22 protein-coding genes are annotated in these 21,809 nt (G+C 36.5%); all 22 read right to left on the reverse strand.

Annotation, left to right across the window (positions count from 1 at the left end; all coding sequences use genetic code 11):
• Positions 1-9 precede the first annotated feature (9 nt).
• On the reverse strand, positions 10-1,806 hold the full coding sequence (gene dnaG, locus ACVWY7_RS01160; RefSeq protein ID WP_144507677.1) for a DNA primase: 1,797 nt from the start codon (positions 1,804-1,806) through the stop codon (positions 10-12).
• 852 nt (positions 1,807-2,658) lie between these two features.
• Complete coding sequence (locus tag ACVWY7_RS01165; protein ID WP_000368943.1) at positions 2,659-3,471, reverse strand: pyruvate, water dikinase regulatory protein; 813 nt, start codon at positions 3,469-3,471, stop codon at positions 2,659-2,661.
• A gap of 29 nt (positions 3,472-3,500) precedes the next feature.
• The gene (locus ACVWY7_RS01170; RefSeq protein WP_000583759.1) at positions 3,501-4,133 is read right to left on the reverse strand and encodes a helix-turn-helix transcriptional regulator; all 633 of its coding nucleotides are present in this window, start codon (positions 4,131-4,133) and stop codon (positions 3,501-3,503) included.
• 107 nt (positions 4,134-4,240) lie between these two features.
• The gene (gene recO, locus ACVWY7_RS01175) at positions 4,241-4,987 is read right to left on the reverse strand and encodes a DNA repair protein RecO (RefSeq protein WP_000487010.1); all 747 of its coding nucleotides are present in this window, start codon (positions 4,985-4,987) and stop codon (positions 4,241-4,243) included.
• Between the two features lie 33 nt (positions 4,988-5,020).
• A complete protein-coding gene (locus ACVWY7_RS01180; protein ID WP_000883924.1) occupies positions 5,021-5,164 on the reverse strand; it encodes a YqzL family protein in 144 nt (47 codons plus the stop codon).
• A gap of 176 nt (positions 5,165-5,340) precedes the next feature.
• On the reverse strand, positions 5,341-6,246 hold the full coding sequence (gene era, locus ACVWY7_RS01185) for a GTPase Era (protein WP_001080241.1): 906 nt from the start codon (positions 6,244-6,246) through the stop codon (positions 5,341-5,343).
• Entirely contained in the window at positions 6,239-6,637 is a 399-nt protein-coding gene (locus tag ACVWY7_RS01190) for a cytidine deaminase (protein WP_001086294.1), read from the reverse strand. The genes era and ACVWY7_RS01190 overlap by 8 nt, the downstream gene beginning before the upstream one ends.
• A 99-nt stretch (positions 6,638-6,736) precedes the next feature.
• Complete coding sequence (locus ACVWY7_RS01195) at positions 6,737-7,090, reverse strand: diacylglycerol kinase family protein (protein WP_000715479.1); 354 nt, start codon at positions 7,088-7,090, stop codon at positions 6,737-6,739.
• Complete coding sequence (gene ybeY / locus ACVWY7_RS01200) at positions 7,087-7,557, reverse strand: rRNA maturation RNase YbeY (protein ID WP_000054692.1); 471 nt, start codon at positions 7,555-7,557, stop codon at positions 7,087-7,089. The genes ACVWY7_RS01195 and ybeY overlap by 4 nt, the downstream gene beginning before the upstream one ends.
• Complete coding sequence (locus ACVWY7_RS01205; protein WP_000946454.1) at positions 7,554-9,698, reverse strand: HD family phosphohydrolase; 2,145 nt, start codon at positions 9,696-9,698, stop codon at positions 7,554-7,556. Before ACVWY7_RS01205 ends, ybeY begins: the two co-directional genes overlap by 4 nt.
• A gap of 193 nt (positions 9,699-9,891) precedes the next feature.
• Positions 9,892-10,851 carry a PhoH family protein gene (locus ACVWY7_RS01210; protein ID WP_000840510.1) on the reverse strand — a complete coding sequence of 320 codons (960 nt, stop codon included), beginning with the start codon at positions 10,849-10,851 and terminating at the stop codon, positions 9,892-9,894.
• Between the two features lie 3 nt (positions 10,852-10,854).
• The gene (gene yqfD, locus ACVWY7_RS01215) at positions 10,855-12,054 is read right to left on the reverse strand and encodes a sporulation protein YqfD (protein WP_000792481.1); all 1,200 of its coding nucleotides are present in this window, start codon (positions 12,052-12,054) and stop codon (positions 10,855-10,857) included.
• 176 nt (positions 12,055-12,230) lie between these two features.
• Positions 12,231-12,524, reverse strand: a complete 294-nt coding sequence (yqfC, locus tag ACVWY7_RS01220; protein WP_000732265.1) for a sporulation protein YqfC — start codon at positions 12,522-12,524, stop codon at positions 12,231-12,233.
• Positions 12,525-12,632: 108 nt separating this feature from the next.
• Complete coding sequence (locus ACVWY7_RS01225) at positions 12,633-13,076, reverse strand: GatB/YqeY domain-containing protein (RefSeq protein ID WP_000054571.1); 444 nt, start codon at positions 13,074-13,076, stop codon at positions 12,633-12,635.
• A 15-nt stretch (positions 13,077-13,091) separates the two neighbouring features.
• Positions 13,092-13,265 carry a 30S ribosomal protein S21 gene (gene rpsU, locus ACVWY7_RS01230; RefSeq protein ID WP_000048061.1) on the reverse strand — a complete coding sequence of 58 codons (174 nt, stop codon included), beginning with the start codon at positions 13,263-13,265 and terminating at the stop codon, positions 13,092-13,094.
• 332 nt (positions 13,266-13,597) lie between these two features.
• A complete protein-coding gene (gene mtaB / locus ACVWY7_RS01235; protein WP_000108686.1) occupies positions 13,598-14,950 on the reverse strand; it encodes a tRNA (N(6)-L-threonylcarbamoyladenosine(37)-C(2))-methylthiotransferase MtaB in 1,353 nt (450 codons plus the stop codon).
• 6 nt (positions 14,951-14,956) lie between these two features.
• Positions 14,957-15,706: a 16S rRNA (uracil(1498)-N(3))-methyltransferase gene (locus ACVWY7_RS01240; protein ID WP_001190168.1), complete on the reverse strand. Its 750-nt coding sequence runs from the start codon at positions 15,704-15,706 to the stop codon at positions 14,957-14,959.
• A gap of 144 nt (positions 15,707-15,850) precedes the next feature.
• On the reverse strand, positions 15,851-16,789 hold the full coding sequence (gene prmA / locus ACVWY7_RS01245; RefSeq protein WP_000872105.1) for a 50S ribosomal protein L11 methyltransferase: 939 nt from the start codon (positions 16,787-16,789) through the stop codon (positions 15,851-15,853).
• Positions 16,790-16,817: 28 nt separating this feature from the next.
• On the reverse strand, positions 16,818-17,933 hold the full coding sequence (gene dnaJ, locus ACVWY7_RS01250; protein ID WP_000043944.1) for a chaperone protein DnaJ: 1,116 nt from the start codon (positions 17,931-17,933) through the stop codon (positions 16,818-16,820).
• A gap of 204 nt (positions 17,934-18,137) precedes the next feature.
• The gene (dnaK, locus tag ACVWY7_RS01255) at positions 18,138-19,973 is read right to left on the reverse strand and encodes a chaperone protein DnaK (RefSeq protein WP_000034699.1); all 1,836 of its coding nucleotides are present in this window, start codon (positions 19,971-19,973) and stop codon (positions 18,138-18,140) included.
• 26 nt (positions 19,974-19,999) lie between these two features.
• Positions 20,000-20,566 carry a nucleotide exchange factor GrpE gene (gene grpE, locus ACVWY7_RS01260; protein ID WP_000392710.1) on the reverse strand — a complete coding sequence of 189 codons (567 nt, stop codon included), beginning with the start codon at positions 20,564-20,566 and terminating at the stop codon, positions 20,000-20,002.
• 114 nt (positions 20,567-20,680) lie between these two features.
• On the reverse strand, positions 20,681-21,697 hold the full coding sequence (gene hrcA / locus ACVWY7_RS01265) for a heat-inducible transcriptional repressor HrcA (protein WP_000954954.1): 1,017 nt from the start codon (positions 21,695-21,697) through the stop codon (positions 20,681-20,683).
• Positions 21,698-21,809 lie beyond the last annotated feature (112 nt).

The raw sequence follows: 21,809 nt of genomic DNA on the forward strand, positions 1-21,809 counted from the left end.
TCAAAAAAGCTATTTTCTCGCTTTTTGATTTTGTAAATATGCTACATAATATTTAGCAGCCTCTACAGGATCTGTTTTTTCCATTTGTTTTATCTTGAAGATGATTTCCATCTTTTCAAGTTTTTCTTGATGACGTCTAAGCGTCTCCAAATGGCCTTGTAACACTTCTTCTGTGTATTCTGGATTAATAAATTCATCCGTCGAAATATCGGTAATAATATTTTTCAACTTTTCATCAGAGAGCCAACTTAAAAATGTTCCGACTGAAGGTTCATTTCCCTTTTCATAATATGCGTATAGTTCATATAAAATCCCTTTATGTTCTTCTGTATGAAAATCTTCTATGTGGGATTCCATACGAACTGCCACTTCTGGACTTTGCAACATATGGTAAATAATTTCTCTTTCTGCCCTTTCAAAACCTGTTAACTTCGGTTTTGTTTGAACAATTTGAGACGGCTTAGAAACCTGCTTTACTTGTTTTTGTTGTACCTTTTGTTCTTTGCGATATTGGTGCAATTGGTTCAAAAGTGTTTCCATTGAATACGAAAATTCTTGCGATAATGACTTCAAATATGATTCTGCCTGCATCGCATCTTGTAACAACGATAACTCTTTTAAAACACTTTTCACATACTCTTCTTTGCCCGACTCATCTTGCAAATTTTTCCCTAAACGCAAATAATTTATTTTAAAACCAACAAAACTTATACTTGATTTCACAAGATTTTCAAAAGCAGTTGCCCCATATTGTTGCACATATTCATCAGGATCAAGCTTATCTGGCAAGGATGTAACTTTTACTTGGCAACCAACTTGCAACAATAATTGCCCTGCTTTCATCGTCGCTTCTCGCCCTGCTTTATCACCATCATAGCAAAGAACAACAGTTTCAACGTTACGTCGCAGAAGTTTTGCTTGTTCTTCAGTTAAAGCTGTTCCCATTGTCGCAACAGCTTCTTCCACACCACTTTTTACGGCAGCTAGTACGTCGGCATATCCTTCAAAAAGGACCACTTGCCCACGTTTTCTAATAAACGGCCTCGCTTGGTGGAAGTTATACAACAATTTACTTTTGTGAAAAATCGGTGTTTCTGGGCTATTTAAATATTTCGGAGTATCATCTCCTAATGCCCTTCCACTAAACGCTATCACTTTACCTTGTAACGTATAGATTGGAAACATAACTCGTCCACGGAAGCGATCATAATGGCTCCCATCCTTCTCACTTCTTATGAGAAGACCAGCTTGTTCCATACTAGACAGCGATAAACCTCTTTTTTGTAAAATTTTCGTTGCTGCATCCCAAGCAGGTGACGCATAACCAATTTCAAACTTCTCAATCATTTCTTTTGTAATACCACGTTCTAACAAATACGAAAGTGCTTCATTTCCTTCTTCTGTATTTACTAATAAATGATGATAATACTTTTTCAAAAGTTCATGAGCCTGTTGCATGATGACAGTGTCATCAGATATGTCTTCTTGTTGTCCTTGCCCTGATGTATACTCTGCAACCGCAATTCCATTTCTTTCACCTAGCTTTTGAACAGCCTCGGTAAAAGCCAGTCCTTCCATTTTCATTAGAAAGGAAAATACATTTCCACCTTCTCCACATCCGAAGCAATGAAAAATTTGCTTATCAGATGAAACAGAGAATGAAGGAGAATTCTCACCATGAAACGGACAAAGGCCGAAATAGTTACGTCCCTGTTTTCTAAGTTGAACGTATTCACCAATCACTTCGACAATATCGGATGACGTCCGAATCTGTTCAACAACTTCTTCAGGAATTCTGTTCCCCATAACTCCATCTCCGTGTCGTATTTTGTATTCGATATAAATTAAAAAATTCCTTTATAATTCGACAATATTTTTCTAAACTTATTAGAAAATGTTATCGATCACGTTATCAAGCGATTTTGCAGACTCTTTTCTGCGTAACTTCGCAGATACGTACCTACTATATAAAATTGTATCCATTTGCTCATCTATTACAAATGTACCTCATGGAGACAATACATATGCACTTTTTCATAAGAAGACTAACAAGCACTATATCCTATGTGATCACGAGATCTGTTTCTATTGCTTGTTGATACATATAAAAAAATCAACATTCGCTTATTCAGCATCTACATAGATCCAAATTCCCTTGCCGCTTCCTTAAACGATGAGCATACGATGTGACAAACAAAATTTTGACATGAAATTTCGTTTCAACTTGCACAAATTTCAGCCTTCACAGTATATGCATCCGCATCAACTAATACCATATTGATGTTTTGCATATTTCTGTATTCTACATCCCTTCTGCGAATCCTTCCATAATGTGCGTTTTCTTGTATAGATTTTGTCGATTTAACGTAATTACATGTCTTTTCTTAAATCCTATCCCTAGTTTATTCTGAAAAATTAAAGTCTAAACGTAAAATATAGGTTTTTATCACAATTTTTTATTATAATATATTTTCTTCAACTACGCTACATATCCCTTTATTTTTTCATCTTCTATTTCAGGATAGCAAAACCCTATCTTTAACATAATAAAAAGGCAGAAGAATATAAGTATAACCACTTCGCTATCACCTATTACGAAATCAGCAGGCACTGTGTTTCTCACGAGCGAAAAAAGCACATTCACCTTTGGTAAATGTGCTAAAACATTTTTTGGTTTTGCACTGCATTCACAATAATGTTAGCTGTTTCTTCAATCGCTTTGTTCGATACATCAATTACTTGACAATTTATTTTACTAACTACATTCTCAAAGTGATCAATCTCTTCTTTAATACGATTAATATTGGCATATGTTGCTCCGTCACTTAGTCCAAGTGATTTCAATCGCTCTTTTCGGATATGATTCAACTTTTCTGGCGTAATTTTCAAACCGAAGCATTTTTCTTTAGCCACTTGATATAATTCTTCAGGTGGATCTACTTCTGGTACAAGTGGCACGTTAGCAACTTTTAGACGTTTGTTATGAGCTAAATATTGAGAAAGTGGTGTTTTTGATGTGCGCGAAATCCCAATTAACACGATATCCGCTTTTAAAATACCACGTGCATCTCTACCATCATCATACTTCACAGCAAACTCAATCGCTTCAATCTTTTTAAAGTATTCTTCATCTAATCTACGAACAACACCAGGCTCATATCTCGGCACTTGCCCTGTAATTTCTTCAATTTGATCGATTAGAGGCCCGATAATATCATATGCCTCTACACCTTCTTTTGCAGCCTCTGTCACTAAATATTGACGCATGTCAGGCTTTACTAACGTAAAACAAATAAGTGCTTGATTGCTCTTAGCAATCGAAATCACTTCTTTTAATGTTCCTGTATCTTCTACATACGGTACACGTCTAATATCAGGAGCAAATGGGAATTGCCCCATTGCTGCTCGAACAACCAAATCAGCCGTTTCTCCTACAGAGTCAGATACGACATATACGATTTTATTATCCATTACATTACCTCACTTTAAACAAATTACACTTATTCGTTATTTACTAAGTTTACAAACGCACGTGTAATATTTGTTTTTGTAATTCGTCCAACCACTTCTAAACCTTGTTTCGTATCTTTTACAACTGGCATCGCATCAATCTGTCTTTCTATTAATTCCATCGCAATATCATATAAAGAATCTTCTCTACGACACATCGCAATGTTTGGCATCCTTGTCATGATAATATTAACCGGAAGTGAGGTTAAATCCTGCTTTCCTAAGCTAGCTCGTAATAAATCTTTACGAGATACAACGCCTACTAATAGAGTCGATTGATCTACAACGAATAATGTACCTACATCCTCTAAAAACATAGTACAAATCGCATCGTATACCGATACATTTTTATCAATTACGACTGGTCTAGATTGATAATCTTGTACTTTAATTTTCTTAACAGCTTCAGATAATAACTGCCCCCCAGTTTTACCCGTATAAAAATAACCTACGCGTGGACGTGCTTCTAAATAACCAGCCATCGTTAAAATTGCTAAGTCTGGCCTTAGCGTTGCACGTGTTAATCCCAATTGCGCAGCAATTGACTCCCCTGTAATAGGACCGTGATCTTTTACAATCTGAATGATATGTTCTTGTCTTTTATTCAGCTCTATGATAATCACCACCTTTAATGCACAACGAAAAAAGTTATACTATCTCTTAAATATTATATACTAAATATGCTATTCGAAAAAGAAAGGATGTAAAAAGGACCGTATACGGCCCCAAATTATATTTGAAACTTATCAAGTTGTTCTAAGAAACGTCTTGATTTCAAATAAATCCCGCAATATTCATCATAATATGTATTCAATACTAAACGCATTTGTTTTTTTGTGCTATCCTTCACTGATACATTGCCAAGCCTATGTAAATCGAAGTGGTAGAAAAGACGCAATAATTTATGAACAGCTTCCCCCACTGGTATACGGTACTGATCTTGCTCAGCATGACGTGAGCACAGAAAACCGCCCTCTCTAACAGAGAAGGCGACAAAATCTGTTTCTTGATGACAAATCGCACATGTGTCAAAGTACGGGCGCATCCCTAATACCGGAAGCATTTTCGTTTGATAAATTAATGATAATACTTCTGGATCAACACCCTCACACATATAATGCAACGTTTGATATAACATTTCAAATAAATATGGATTATGTTTTTTATCTTCTGTTGCTTTATCAGTTAATTCAACAATAAATGATGCATAAGCAGTTAAAAATATATCCTCGCGAATTTCTTTCATAGTTGAAATAATCTCGCCTTGTTGCAAAGTTCCAAGTCCAGATCCCATTTGAATAAGAAAATGACCATGTGTCATAAGTTGCGAAACAGATGCTAACCGACTTTTCGGTTTTTTCGCTCCTCTTGCCATTGCACTTACCTTACCCAATTCTCTTGAAAATATTGTAACAATCTTGTTCGTTTCTCCGTAATCTGTCGTACGGATAACGATGCCCTCAACTTTTTGAAACATGTTCGTCACCATCCAAGGTTTGAACAAAACGGGTCAAGAAATTGGAGAGTCTAGATGCGCTAGCTCCTCTTCATGTTGATCCATCTCATCGTTTACGTCTTTTTCCATTTCTTTCAAAAGCAAATACGTCTCAATGCTTCCTGTTTTGGAGAAAAACTTCCAGGTAAAATCTAGCATAAGAATCCACCTTTCTCAATAAGCGTAGCCTATAAACCAATTTCCTTTGTTGTTATTAAATTGACCCATTTTGTCCATTTTCATGTGAGAAAAATTTTTCCTAATTTATCAAAACTCATAAAAACCAATAATCAGCGGATGAACAAAACATCCGCTGATTACAGCTTTACTCTATTTTAATACTCGTCTTCGCGGAAACCAAGGTCACGAAGCTGAGACATTTTATTACGCCAATCTTTTTGCACTTTTACCCATACTTCTAAAAATACTTTAGAACCAAGTAATGCTTCAATATCAAAACGAGCTCGCTTACCGACTTCTTTTAACATCTTCCCTTGTTTTCCGATAATAATCCCTTTTTGCGACGGACGTTCCACAACAATCGTTGCATTGATATAAACCGCTCCGCCCTCGCGTTTTTGAATTGCATCAATAACAACAGCTACAGAATGCGGCACTTCTTCACGTGTTAAATGTAGTACTTTCTCACGAATAAGCTCTGCAATAATAAATCTCTCCGGATGATCCGTTACTTGATTATCTGGGTAGTATTGTGGTCCTTCCGGTAAATACTTTTTAATTGTTCCAATTAGAGCTTCCACATTATTACCGTCTAATGCAGAAATTGGTACGATTTCTGCAAAGTCATGTAATTTGCGATATTGATCAATTAGCTCTAATAATTGTTCTGGGTGAACTTGGTCAATTTTATTAATAACTAAAAATACTGGTTGTTTCGTTTCTTTTAACTTCTCAATGATGAATTCTTCACCACGACCAAAGCCTTCGACAGCATTAACCATAAACAGAACGATATCAACTTCTTTTAATGTCGTTTGCGCCATCTTCACCATGAAGTCGCCTAGTTTATGTTTAGGTTTATGTATTCCTGGTGTATCAATGAAAATTACTTGTGAATCATTTTCTGTATATACGCCTTGAATTTTATTACGAGTTGTTTGTGGCTTGTCACTCATAATAGCAATTTTTTGACCAATAATACGATTTAAAAATGTAGATTTCCCAACATTCGGTCTGCCAATAATAGAGACAAAACCTGATTTATAACCTTTTCTATTCATGTAAATCCTCCGCTAAAAATGCTCCTGGTAACAATTCTCCAACTGTTGTCTCTTGAACGTCACCATGTAAATTTGATAGGTATACTTTCGTATCCTGTTTACATAATTCTACCATAACTTGTCGACATGCTCCACAAGGAGGTACTGGACGCTTTGTATCCGCCACAATCGCGATAGCTACAAACTCTTTATCTCCTTCAGAAACCGCCTTAAATAAAGCTGTTCTTTCTGCACAGTTACATAAGCCATATGATGCATTCTCAACATTACATCCACGATATACTTTTCCATCCTGTGTTAATAATGCTGCACCTACTTGAAATTTAGAATATGGTACGTACGCTTGTTTACGCGCTTCGATTGCTTCTTGAATTAATTGTTTACTATTCATATTCCCGCATCCTTCCTGTTCACAGCTGTGAATAGATACACTCTCTTATTAAAGGCCTTTACAGCACCTTCAAAGCTTAATAAAAGCTTTGGAATGCAACTATACCACATACGGTAAAAAGATAATAGCACCAATTATAACGGCTATTATCGCAAACAATAAAACCGCTCCCGCTGCAACATCCTTTGCAACTTTCGCAAATGGATGTATATCAGTAGTCGCTAAATCTACTGTTTTTTCCACAGCCGTATTTACCATCTCTAAACTCATTACAATTCCTATTACAATAAGTAATACCATCCACTCTACTTTCGTAATATGGAAATAAAAGCCGCAGCATATAACAATGACTGCGGCTAAATAATGAATTTTCATATTTCGTTCATGACGAAGACAAAAGAATATACCAACTATAGCATATCCAAAACTATCTATAAGTTTTCCTTTTTTCATCGTCCTAATCCAAATGCTTCTAAAATTTCTTTTTGTCTTCCAAACATTTCTTTTTCATCTTCTTCTGTCATGTGGTCATAACCAAGTAAATGTAAAAAGCCATGTAACGCTAAAAAGCCAAGTTCACGATCAAAAGAATGTCCATACTCTTCAGCCTGTTCTTTCGCTCTCGGAATAGAAATAATAAGGTCACCTAACATACGTGGCATCTCTACACCTACAATTTCCATTTCTCCTTCCCCCATTTCTTCCATAGCAAAAGAAATGACATCAGTAGGCTGATCCTTATCTCGGTAATCACGATTAATCTCGCGAATACGTTCGTTATCTACAAATGTCACTGATAACTCCGCACCATCCTCTATTTTTTCCATTTGAGCTGCTTTTCCTAATATTTCACGAATTAAATTCACATATTCTTCTTTCACTTCTTCTGTTTCATCAATAAAATCAATTAATAAACTCATTCTTTCTCCTTCTCTTCCGGTGGCTCCGGATATGTAATACGCGAATGGAAAATACCATTTAACGTTTCACATAACGTTTTTCCAACGATTTGTAGTTCCTTAAATGTCAAATCACATTCACTAAATTGCCCATCTTGCAAACGATCTTTAATAATACTTTGCACTAAATTATTAATTTGATCTGGCGTTGGGTGATTCATAGAACGTACCGCCGCCTCAACACTATCCGCGATACCAACGATTGCCGATTCTTTAGAAGTTGCTTTTGATCCCGGATAACGGAACATCTCTTCTGTATATTTTTCTTTATCTTCTTTAATCGCCTTATAATAAAAATATTTAAGGAGCGTTGTACCATGGTGTTGTCCAGCAATATCGATAATTTCTTGTGGAATATGGTATTCTTCGAGCATTTTTACTCCATCGGTTACATGAGCAATAATAATATCTTTACTCGTCACAGGATCTAATTTATCATGTGGATTTTCAATTCCCATCTGGTTTTCAATAAAGAATTGCGGTTGTACTGTTTTTCCTACATCATGATAATACGCCCCTACACGCGCTAATACACCATTTGCTCCAACCGCTTCACAAGCTGCCTCAGAAAGATTAGCTACCATTACACTATGATGATATGTTCCTGGCGCTTCTAACAAAATTCTACGCAAAAGCGGATGATTCGGACTTGATAATTCCATAAGCTTCATACTTGATACAATTCCAAGTCCACTTTCTAAATATGGTAATATTCCCATAGCCAAAACGGATGAGATAATGCCTGAAAGGGAAGCCATTAATAATTGCGTACCAATTTCAAGAGGTGAAAAATTCCCATTGCGTAATAATAATAACGCCGCCAAGACGACTACATTTAAGATAGAAACGAGTATACCAGCTTGTAAGATCATCGTACGACGATTTTTTTCTCTTAAGAAAATACTCACTGATAATGAACTTAATAACACATAAATACCTACACTATAATTTAGTGTACTTGTTACTCCTTCATTAAACATAATACTTCCGCACACAGAAAAAATCATACTTGTTAAAAATACAAATCGATCGCCAATCATTAGTTTTACAAGTATTGTTCCCATCGCAACCGGGACAACATACGCAATTCCTGCATATTCAAGCTTTTGAAACAAACTAATAATTTTCATTAAAACAATCGTGATAGACAAAATTGTGATATATGCTAAAATGTACGGTCTATCTTCTCTTTTCCGCTGTAAAAATACTTCAAACTGCTTATGCATAAAGTATAATAACACACCAATAAGCACAGCTAATCCAACATAAGGCTGAAAACTATTACCTTTCTCTAATAAACCGACCAATTTCAACTGATTATACATATCACTTGAAATTGTTTCACCTTCTCTAACAATAACTTGTCCTTGAAGAATATAAACAGGTGGAACTAAATCTTCTTCCGCTTTCTTCTTCTCTTTCGTTACAGCTGGATCATAAAAATAATTTGCTGTAATCGCATATGATCCTAACGCATTAACAGCTTCCTTCAATCCGCTATTCACATTAAGGGTTTTCATTTCATTAACAAATCGCTCTTTCGCTGCCATTTCTTCGGACATTTTAATATTTCCACCCATAATAACACTAACAGACGTTAAAGCCGCATTCTTTGCTAATTCTAATTGATCCGGTTCTGCATTAATAAAGTACAATAAATTTTCATCAGATAATTCCTTTGTTAAATTAGATGGCAATTTCTTCTTTAACTTTTCTAATTTATTAGCATCGGTCATCTTTTTTTGCTCTTCAGGTCCAGCAGCTTTCATCTCCTGAATTACTTCATTTACCTTAGCAAAAACATCATTTACAATATCTACTCTATTTTGTTTATATTCACTTCTATATGTATATTGATCCCCAACTTTTTGAGCGGCCTCTTGTTTTTTCCTTTCCGTTATAACCTTATCTTCAATTTTAATAGGAGAATGAATTGTTTTTTTCGCAATAGAATACATATCAACATCTAATTGCTCTGGTTTCACATTATTCATAAGTGCAAAAAACAGCACTGCTCCTAATAAAACGTAAGAAATCCAACTTAGTTTTTTCGAATGTTGTAAATTACGAAACCACTTAGAAATTTCTTGAGATCTTAACATGATTTCAATACCTTCTCCTCTCCAGAAATAAAGTGAAACTATTTATAGCTTTCATTTCTTCTAGCCAACGATACTTTTAGGTAACATTTTTATACACCAGTACCTATAGTTTATTTCTCTTATCTTTTATGATAGTAAAAAATATGCCGTTCGCCAACCTTAATACAAAAAGAAATGATCCTGACAAATAGGATCATTCCATTTTATCATATGCCTCAATAATACGTTGCACCAGTGGATGCCTTACAACGTCCGTTTGTTCCAATGTAATGAACGAAAGACCTGATACACCAGATAAAATGTTAGAAGCTAGCGTAAGCCCTGATTTTACCCCTTTTGGTAAGTCTACTTGTGAAGGATCCCCCGTAATAACCATTTTAGAACTAAAACCTAATCTAGTTAAAAACATTTTTATTTGTGCACCTGTTGTATTTTGTGCTTCATCTAAAATAACAAACGAATCATCGAGCGTACGCCCTCTCATATAAGCAAGAGGCGCGATTTCAATTACACCTCTCTCCATCATACGCTGCGTATATTCTTGTCCAAGAATATCGTGCAGAGCATCATACAATGGACGCAAGTACGGATCTACCTTCTCTTTCAAATCACCCGGTAAAAACCCTAAACTTTCTCCAGCTTCTACAGCTGGCCTCGTTAAAATGATTTTCTTTACATACCCTTGCTTTAAAGCTCTTACAGCCATTACTACAGCTAAGTATGTTTTCCCAGTCCCCGCAGGTCCTATTCCAAATACAATATCATTTTTCTTCATTGCATGAATATATCTTCTCTGTCCCATTGTTTTTACACGAATGGATTTACCTTTTGCCGTTTTAAAGATTTCTTCTTCATATAACTCTTCAAATTGAGCAATTTTCCCTTGTTGTGCGAGCTGAATTGCATACGCAACATCTCTTTCTGTAATTGATACACCTTTTCGAATAACAACAAGTAATTGCTGTAAGATTTTTTCTACGAGTGTCACAGTTTCAACTGCTCCAGATACATGAACAGTTTCACCTCTAGTTATAATCGATACATTCAGTTCCCGTTCAATTACTTTCAAATGAGCATCATTGACTCCAAAAAGAGCGATTGCTTCGTTAGTATTTTCCAATTGTTGGTTCATTTCTACTAATTGTTCTGCCATTACTCAGTCTCCTTGAATATCGGATTCGGATATTGGTTGTGGTTCTGCAATATTTTCAATCACAGTATAATGCAATGTGACTTTTAATTGATCCGCCTCAACCTCTTTACTCAAAATCTTATCACTTACAATCATAGCATGTTCATCCAATTTTTTCTTTAGTTCTTTTTCTGCCATCTCTTTTGCTACTTTCATTGCCTGTTTTTCTGTATATTCCCGGTTTGCTTCTTCCTCTTCTCGCACTATATCTTTTTCGTATGCAATCGGTAGTGTAAAACCAAATAATTTCACATCATGCTTTACATTTTCCGTACGAGAGCGTTTATACTTATCATGTTGAAATCCCCATATTTTTATTTTCGCACTCCCCAATTTAAGGTAATGCTCATTATACGTATTGCCTGTATACACTTGAAATTGTGTCTTCAGCGGCACATTCACATTAGATGTATACCACGTTTCTCCATATACAATACCTTTCGCCGAAACAATCGTCGGACTCTCCTCATTACCATATACCCCCGATACGAGAAGCTGTCCTTTTTCTACATGATCATTTTTTAGCACCACTGGTTTTCCTACTTCAACAAATGTTTTTGTAACAATTGCTTCTTTTTTTGCCACTAAATTTTGCGGCCTTTGTTCCTTCTCTTTTTTCGGCTCATTTTTTTCAACAATTTTAAAATGATATGTCGTTCCCCTTATTTCTAATCCTGCCCAAGTAATTGCATTAATATTGTCTGTCAAATGACGTTGTACATCTTCTACACTAGGCATTTGAAATTGTAATTTCCCCTTTTTAATACCCATTTTGTCCAATTCTTTCATCAATATATATTCTGTTTCAGGTTTCGCTCCTGTAATTTCAATTTTCCAAACCATATTTGATAATGCAATCATTCCAAAAAAGAAAATTAAAAAACCAATTAAGAATCCACTGTTTTTAATTAAACGCTTATTCCAAAAAGGAAAACCGTAACGCCCAATAAAGTATAGTTTACATTCATTTTTTCTATAAATCGGTTTGATTTTTTTCACATCTCGTAATAGCATACAAAAAACTAACGTTTCATCAGCAATTTTCTTAACGTCCCAAACTAATAATTTTCTACGCACACATTCGTTAACGAACCGTTCCGCTCCTCTACCTTCAATTCGTACCTTTACATATCCAAGCCACTTTATAAACCATTTATTTTTCATCTACTACCTTCACTACCTTTCCAAAAGTAGACACACTACTTTTCACTTTAATTAGCAAAATAGCTCGTACGAAAATGAAATAAAGAGTTTTATTTTCCATACATAACGGGATAAACTAAATAGTAGGGGTAAATCATTAAAATAAAGAAGAAAAACTTCACATACGGAAGTTTCCCTCACTTCTCTTTCTTTTCGTCTTCTAAAAACGTCACTTGCTCAATTATCCCTTCAAGCAAAAGTTCTTCCGGAAGGATTGTTTTAATAACAAAGGACTGCCCCTTAATCAATAATTGACCATGTTTTAACAACAATCTTACTTCTTTATCTGAAAACACTAATAAACCTCGATGATTTTCTATATAGATATGCACTTGCCCAACAAGCGTGATCCGAGGTAGATCCATTAGCACATCCACTGGCAGGTCTATTTGCTTCGTTAACCAATTCTTCATTTGTTCTAATTTTTTCATCCCAAAAGACCCCCTCTCATCCCATATGTATGAAAAAAGAGCTTGTAATATCACGTCCAAACTGAAAAAAAGCATAAAAAAACGTCTCATACGAAATGAGACGTTTTTTTATGCTAATAGCTGGATAACCAGCTTATTCACAAGTGATCCGTCTGTTTTACCTTTTACTTTCGGCATAACAGCAGTCATCACCTTACCCATATCTGCTTTAGAAGTCGCACCAACTTCAGAAATAACTTGCTTGATTATATCAACTAGCTCTTCTTCCGTTAATTGCTCCGGCAAATATGCGCTTAAAATCTGAATTTCACTTTGCAGTTTATTAACAAGGTCTTCACGACCAGCTTTTTTAAATTCAAGGAGGGAGTCCTTATGCTGTTTTACTTCACGAGCTAAAACTGTTAGTTCCTCTTCTTCAGTAAGAGTATGCTGTAGTTTAATACCTTCATTTTGTAAAGCAGCCTTAACCATACGAATGACGGTTAATTTTTCTTTTTGTTTATTCTTCATCGCTTGTTTCATATCATCGTTTAAACGACCGAGAAGACTCATAACTTACACCCTCTCTTAGAATTTACGCTTTCTTGCCGCTTCAGATTTCTTCTTACGTTTTACACTTGGTTTTTCATAAAACTCGCGCTTTCTTGCTTCAGCAAGTGTACCAGTTTTAGAAACCGATCTTTTAAAACGGCGAAGTGCATCCTCCAAAGACTCGTTTTTACGAACGACTGTTTTTGACATTCTCTTTCCCTCCCTCCGAAACATCACACTTACATACTAACTTCAGCATGCAAAAAGAAACACTTCTTCAGCATGTCTTTTACGATTATAATACATTTTATCACTTCAGGTCAACTATTTGGCAGAATAAAAGAGGAATAGATGCTCTTCCTTTTTCAAAAACTATGTAGATAGCTCTTATTCTTTCCCCTGAAGACAACTATATTTTTGTCATTACACATTTTTTCATGCAGGAACGTACGAAACAACTACGCATCTCGTACATTTTCAGTACTTAACTTCTCCACAAAAAAAGAAAGCATGCAAATCGTTTCCGTTTGCATGCTTTTTTTTTATGCGCTTGCTGATTCCTTTTTCACATCATCTTCAAGAACACGAACAAATTGCGCTTCGTTATATGGATAACCAGCTTTCGTGATTTTCACTTTCACTAGTTTACCAATTAATTCTTCTGATCCTTCAAATACAATTTTCAAGTAGTTATCTGTATAACCTACATATAAGCCTTCACGGTCGCCCTCTTTAAATTGTTCTTCTGGAATAATTTCAAGTACTTCTCCTTCAAACTGTGACGCATACTCTTTCGCTAATTGATTAGATAATTCAATTAAACGGTGAACACGATCGTTCTTTACATCTTCAGGAACTTGGTCTTCCATGCGTGCTGCGGGTGTTCCTGTACGTTTCGAGTAAGGGAACACGTGTAACTCAGAGAAGCGGTTCTCTTTAATGAAATTGTATGTTTCCATAAATTCTTCTTCTGTTTCACCTGGGAAACCAACGATTACGTCTGATGTAATCGCAAGACCTGGTAACGCTTCTTTCAAACGATCTAAACGCTCTTGGAAGAATTCCATCGTATACTTACGACGCATACGCTTTAATACAGTATTAGATCCAGATTGCAACGGAATGTGTAAGTGACGTACAACTACTTCAGACTTATCTAACACTTCAATTACTTCATCTGAAATCTGACTCGCTTCAATAGAAGAAATACGAAGACGTTTTAATCCGCCTACTTCTGCTTCCATATCACGAAGTAATCCAGCTAAGTTATAATCTTTAATATCTTCACCGTACCCACCTGTATGAATACCTGTTAATACGATTTCTTTATAACCTGCATCTACTAATTGCTGCGCTTGTTTAATAACTTCTTTCCCATCACGAGAACGCATTAAACCACGCGCCCAAGGAATAATACAGAATGTACAGAAGTTATTACAACCTTCTTGTATTTTTAAAGATGCACGTGTACGATCCGTGAAATAAGGTACATCCAGTTCTTCGTATACACGTGTTTTCATAATGTTGCGGACAGCATTAATCGGTTGACGCTCTTTACGGAATTCTTCGATGTATCCTAGCATCTTTTCACGATCTTGTGTACCAACTACAATATCTACACCTGGAATCGCCATAATTTCCGCTGGAGATGTTTGTGCATAACATCCTGTTACACAAATAACTGCATCTGGGTTTTGACGAACAGCACGTCTAATAACTTGACGACTTTTTTTATCTCCCGTATTTGTTACTGTACATGTATTAATAACATATACATCAGCTTTCTTTTCATATTCAGTTCTTTCATATCCACCTTGTTTAAACAATTGCCAAATGGCTTCTGTTTCATAGTGGTTTACTTTACAACCTAACGTATGGAACGCAACAGTTGACATTGATCATCACCCCATCAATTCAAAATGATACGAAGCAGCACTTAACGCGTATAACGGCGCCGTTTCTGTTCTTAAAATTCTTGGTCCTAAACTACATGGTACAAAATTATGTTCACGAAGCACTGTAATCTCTTCCTCTGCTAAACCGCCCTCTGGGCCAAATACAATCAATAGCTTTTGACCTGGTTTCATCGTCGTCAAAGCTTTCGCAAAATTAGATTTCTCACCTTGTTTCGCTTCCTCTTCGTAAGCAACAAGACAAACATCATACTCACCACTCATTGAAAGCAATTGCTTAAACGATGCCGGAGCGTGTACTTCTGGAATTTCACTTCTATGTGATTGTTCCGCAGCTTCTTTCACAATTTTTCTTAAACGCTCAACTTTTTTATCAGCTTTTTTCGCATCCCATTTTACGATAGAGCGAGATGCTTGAAATGGTAAGAATGCAGCTGCCCCAAGCTCAGTTCCTTTTTGAAAAATTAACTCTAGCTTGTCTCCTTTCGGCAGTCCACTTGCAATCGTCATGAAAACAGGAAGTTCACTTGACGCCTCTACCCATTCTACAATAGCCGTATTAATAAATTCACTGGTAATTTCATCAATTGAACATACGGCTGTTTTTCCGTTTACACAACAATAAATGTGATCACCAACTGACATACGCATCACTCTTGCGATATGATGTACGTCATCACCTACAATGCGAATACTTGTCTCATTTACATATTTCTCTTCTACAAAATAACGTTGCATATAATCACCTTAGTAGAGTTTCGTTCCTTTCGTAAGTCAACACTTACGAAAAGAACGAAACGTTATCATTTTTCATATAACAAACGGCAAGTCCCTCACCTTATAGTGAGAGACTCCCCTTTTCATTATAGACTAAAATCTATATTACGCATTTCGTGCAATAATTGCTACCCAATCTTCCATTCGTAACACTTCTTCAATTGTAAATCCAGCTTTTTCTAGTGCCTCAGAAATTACTTTTTCCTTCGCAGCAATAATGCCCGATGTAATAAATAATCCGCCTGATTTCACAACTCTTGCTGCATCTTCAGGGAATAATAAAATAATTTCTGCTAATAAATTAGCTACGATTAAATCAACAGGACCTTCAATACCTTCTAAAAGACTATTTTGTCCAACAGACACGACGTCATCTGTTTTATTTAAACGTACATTCATTTCTGCACTTTCAACTGCAACCGGATCTAAATCATAGGCTTGAACAGAAGACGCACCTAATTTTGCTGCTGCAATACTCAGTACACCAGAACCCGTTCCTACATCAATGATCGTATCACCTGGCTGTACTGTTTTTTCTAAAGCACGGATACACATCGTCGTTGTTGGATGAGTTCCTGTCCCAAACGCCATACCTGGATCTAATTCAATAATTTTTTCTTCCGGAGAAGATGGTGTATATTCTTCCCAAGTCGGTACAATTGTGAATGTATCAGAAATTTGTACTGGGTGGTAATATTTTTTCCAAGCAGTAGCCCAATCTTCTTCATTGACTTCGTTAACGGTAATATTTCCAGTACCAATTTCGATGTCGTAAGATGGAAGCACATCAATAGATGATTTTACACCTGCAATCGTTTCATGTAAAGAATCCGTTTGCGGGAAATATGCTTTTATTAATACACCTTCCGCCGGATATTCATCTGGGTTCAATGCATAAATTTCACCATATTGTTGCTCGCGCTCTTTCGTTAACTCCGCTGGATCCTCAATCGCAACTCCACTAGCACCAGCTTCATGTAAAATATGAGAGACAGCTTCTACTGCTTCTTCTGTTGTATGAATACTAATTTCTGACCATTTCACAATTTACCAACTCCATTTTTTATTTCCATTATTCCCCTTTGAAAGCACGTTTAAGCTTTCCGAATAAACTATCATCCTGCTCTTCTTGCCCTGCAAATTCACGTAATAAATCTTTTTGATGTGAAGTTAATTTCGTCGGTACAACAACACGAACGACTACATATTGATCTCCTTGACCATATCCACGTACATTCGGAGCACCTTTTCCTTTTAATCGGAATTCTGTTCCAGTTTGTGTTCCTGCTGGAATTTTCAACTTCACTTTACCATGAACAGTAGGAACTTCTACTTCAGCACCAAGTGCCATTTGCGCAAACGTTAATGGCATTTCGCAAATAATGTGATCTCCTTCACGTTCAAAGAATTCATGACTTCTTACATGAACAACAACATATAAATCTCCTGCTGGTCCGCCGTTTACGCCCGCTTCACCTTTTCCAGATACACGGATTTGTTGACCATTATCAATACCTGCTGGGATTTTAACGTTGATTTTTTTACGTTTACGTACTTTACCAGAACCGTGACATGTCGTACATTTTTCTTTAATCATTTGACCAGTTCCTGAACAATGACTACAAGCTTGACGGTTTACAATACGACCAAACGGTGTATTTTGTTCTACACTTACTTGACCTGCCCCTGAACAATGTTTACATGTTTCTTTTGAAGTTCCTGGTTTTGCTCCGCTACCTTTGCAAGTATCACATGGATCCTCTACTGGAATTTCCACATTTAATTCCTTACCAAAAATAGCTTCTTCAAAATCTAAAGTGACTTGATATTGTAAGTCAGCTCCTTGACGCGGAGCATTTGGATCACGACGTCTGCCGCCACCGCCGCCAAAGAATGAACTAAAGATATCTTCAAAACCGAAGCCACCGCCGAAGTCTCCTCCGCCGCCAAAGCCACCGAAACCTTGATTTGCACCAGCATGACCAAATTGATCATATTGCGTACGCTTTTGATCGTCGCTTAATACTTCATATGCTTCTTGTACTTCTTTAAACTTTTCAATTGCATTTTCTTCTTTACTTACGTCTGGATGGTATTTTTTAGCCAAACGACGATACGCTTTTTTTATTTCATCTTTTGAAGCACCCTTGCTAAGTCCAAGGACCTCATAATAGTCTCGTTTACTCATAATTTTACAACCCCCGAATCTTTCACATAAACGTAATTTTAACACCGAAAGAAAGTGCTTTGCAACAAAGTTTCCTCACTTACAGTATGCAAAATAAAAAACTTAAGATCCTCACACATTCCTTCTCATTCGTGAAAAAAGCCAAAGTCAAGGCACGCTTGACTTTGACTTTTTGTCATCTTACTTATTATGTTTATAGTTAAATTACTTGTCTTCTTTTACTTCTTCAAACTCAGCGTCTACTACATTGTCTTTCTTCGCGCCAGCATCTTGTGCTCCTTCTGCACCTTCTGCTTGCCCTGCAGCTGCTTGAGCTTGCTCGTATAATTTAACAGTTAATTGTTGCACGATTTCTTGTAAAGCATCTTTTTTCGCACGGATTTCCTCAAGCTCGTTCTTCTCAATCGCAGCTTGTAATGCTTCTTTCGCTTCTGTTGCTTTTGCAACTTCAGCAGCATCCACTTTACCTTCTAAATCTTTTACAACTTTATCTGTCTGGAATACAAGTTGGTCAGCTTCGTTACGAAGTTCAACTTCTTCCTTACGTTTTTGGTCAGCGTCAGCATTTGCCTCTGCTTCTTGTACCATACGTTCTACTTCTTCATCAGAAAGACCTGAAGAAGATTGGATTGTAATAGCTTGCTCTTTGCTTGTTCCTAAATCTTTCGCACGTACGTTAACGATACCGTTCGCATCAATATCGAATGTTACTTCGATTTGTGGAATACCACGTGGTGCTGGTGGAAGATCTGTTAACTGGAAACGACCTAATGTTTTATTGTCAGCTGACATTGGACGCTCACCTTGTAATACGTGAATGTCTACTGCTGGTTGGTTGTCAGCAGCTGTTGAGAATACTTGTGACTTACTTGTTGGAATTGTAGTGTTACGCTCGATTAATTTCGTGAACACGCCACCCATAGTTTCAATACCTAAAGAAAGTGGAGTTACGTCTAATAATAGTACGCCTTCTACATCACCAGTAAGTACGCCACCTTGAACTGCAGCACCTAACGCTACAACTTCATCAGGGTTTACACCTTTATATGGTTCTTTACCAGTTTCACGTTTAATAGCTTCTTGTACAGCTGGGATACGAGTAGATCCACCAACAAGGATAACTTTATCTAATTCGCTTGGAGCAAAACCAGCGTCTTTTAATGCACGGCGAGTTGGCTCTAACGTTCTTTCAACAAGACCTGCTGAAAGCTCTTCGAATTTCGCTCTTGTTAATGTTAATTCTAAATGTAATGGACCAGCAGCTCCAGCACTAATGAATGGTAATGAAATTTGTGTTTGTGTTACGCCAGAAAGATCTTTTTTCGCTTTTTCAGCTGCATCTTTCAAACGTTGAAGCGCCATTTTATCTTGGCTTAAATCAATGTTATTTTCTTTTTTGAACTCAGCCACTAAATGGTCAATAATAACTTGGTCAAAGTCATCTCCACCAAGACGGTTGTCACCAGCAGTTGAAATAACTTCGAATGTTCCATCTGCTAACTCAAGGATAGATACGTCAAATGTACCGCCACCTAAGTCATATACTAAGATTTTTTGCTCTTCATCTTGTTTTTCTAAACCGTAAGCAAGCGCTGCTGCTGTTGGTTCGTTAATGATACGCTCAACTTCTAAACCAGCGATACGACCAGCATCTTTTGTTGCTTGACGTTCTGCATCGTTGAAGTATGCAGGTACTGTAATAACAGCTTTCGTTACTGTTTCACCTAAGTATGCTTCAGCAGAAGCTTTTAAGTTTTGTAAAATGATTGCAGAAATTTCTTGAGGTGTATAATCTTTACCTTCAACTTCTACTTTGTAGTCTGTACCCATATGACGTTTAACAGACATGATTGTATTTGGGTTTGTAATTGCTTGACGCTTTGCAACTTCCCCAACTTGACGCTCTTCATTTTTGAAAGCTACAACAGAAGGTGTTGTACGGTTTCCTTCTGGATTTGGGATAACCTTTGGTTCTCCACCTTCCATAACAGCTACACAAGAGTTTGTTGTACCTAAGTCAATACCGATAATTTTACTCATGGCGAATCCTCCTACTTTTATGTAAATTATTGATTTACTTTTACCATTGATGGGCGAATCACACGGTCTTTTAGTTTATAACCTTTTTGGAATTCTTCAACTACCGCATTTGATTCAAATTCACTGTCTTCCACTTGCATAATAGCTTGGTGTTCATTAGGATCAAACTGTTTACCAACAGCTTCAATCACTTCAACACCTTCTTTATTCAATGCTTCTAGCAATTGACGATGCACCATTTCCATACCTTGTAACAGGGATTTCGTTTGCTCATCAGTTGCTTCCACTTGCATTGCTCTTTCAAAATTATCAAGAGCTGGCAAAATATCTGAAACTAGACTTTGTGCTCTATATTTTTCAGCAGCCTGTTTATCCATTTGGACACGGCGCTTATAATTTTCAAAATCAGCTTGTAGACGTAATGTGCGACCTTCCGTTTCCGTTAGTTTCGCTTGTAACTCATCTACTTTTTCTTGTAAAAGAGCAGCCTCACTTTTTTCTTCTACAGTTTCTTCACTGTTTTCTGGCGTGACAGCTTCTTCAACTTGCGCTTCTTTTACTTCTTCTACCACTTGTTCGTTACGCTCTTCCACAATATTCACCTCCTTAAAAGGTATTAGGTACCATGTTAAACACAATTACCTAAGCATTATATATTACACACAGCAATGAAAAGTTCATCACTTGAGCGAATGTATTACTCTCATTTACTTTTTAAGTCCATCTGTAAATTGTCTCGTAAATAACTGTAACAAACTAATTACCCGAGAGTATTGCATTCTTGTCGGACCTAAAATAGCAATTGTTCCAAGCTGTTCTTCTCCAATCGAATATGTTGCAGAAATCAAACTACAATCTTCCATGGCCGTCGCAGAGTTTTCCCTACCAATTTTCACTTGAATACCTACTTGTTTATGACGCAAAATATCATAAAACTCAGCTTCGTTATCAATCATCGTCAGTAAGGACCTTACTTTGTGAATGTCATGGAACTCTGGCTGGGAAAGCATATTTGCTTTTCCTCCAAAGTATATCTTTTCCGATAAAGGAACTTGAAATGTACCATCTAACATTTTTATTGCACTATCGTAATTATGAACATACCCACGCAGTACCGTAACAATCTCCTTAAAGATCTTATTATGGAGTTCTGACATTGGTACGCCCGATAGCTTTTCATTTAAAATATTAACCATTTTTTCTAAATCTGATAAATCAACAGATTCCGGAACGGTAATCGTTTTGCTTTGTACATGCCCTGTATCCGTTACAATAATAGCGACTGCAGTTTGACGATCAAGCGGAACGATTTGTACGTTTTTAAGTTTATTTGTGCTTAACTTCGGTCCAAGAACAATGGCCGTATAATTTGTAAGCTCTGATAAAATTTGAGCTGATTGCTGCGCAATCTTTTCCGCTTCAAAAATTCTTTCAGCAAATAAATCTTTAATTTGTACAATTTCATCTTTTGGTAAGTTTTGCGGCGCTAAAAGATGGTCTACATAAAAACGATATCCTTTTTCAGAAGGAACACGTCCTGAAGAACTATGCGTTTTCTCAATAAATCCTAGTTCCTCTAAATCAGCCATTTCATTTCGAATAGTAGCTGAACTATACGTAATTTCATCTTTCTTCGCCAACGTCCTCGACCCAACAGGTTGCGCTGATCCAATAAAGTCATCAATAATTGTTTGTAAAATTAAGAGCTGACGTTCCGTAAGCATCTCATCATCACCTCTGTTAGCACTCTTTGTCTTCGAGTGCTAAATCTATTAATAACTTACCAAAATTGACATTCAATTGTCAACGGAAACGTCACGAAATAATGAAACTTTT

The sequence above is a fragment of the Bacillus sp. TE9106W genome (assembly GCF_054062215.1).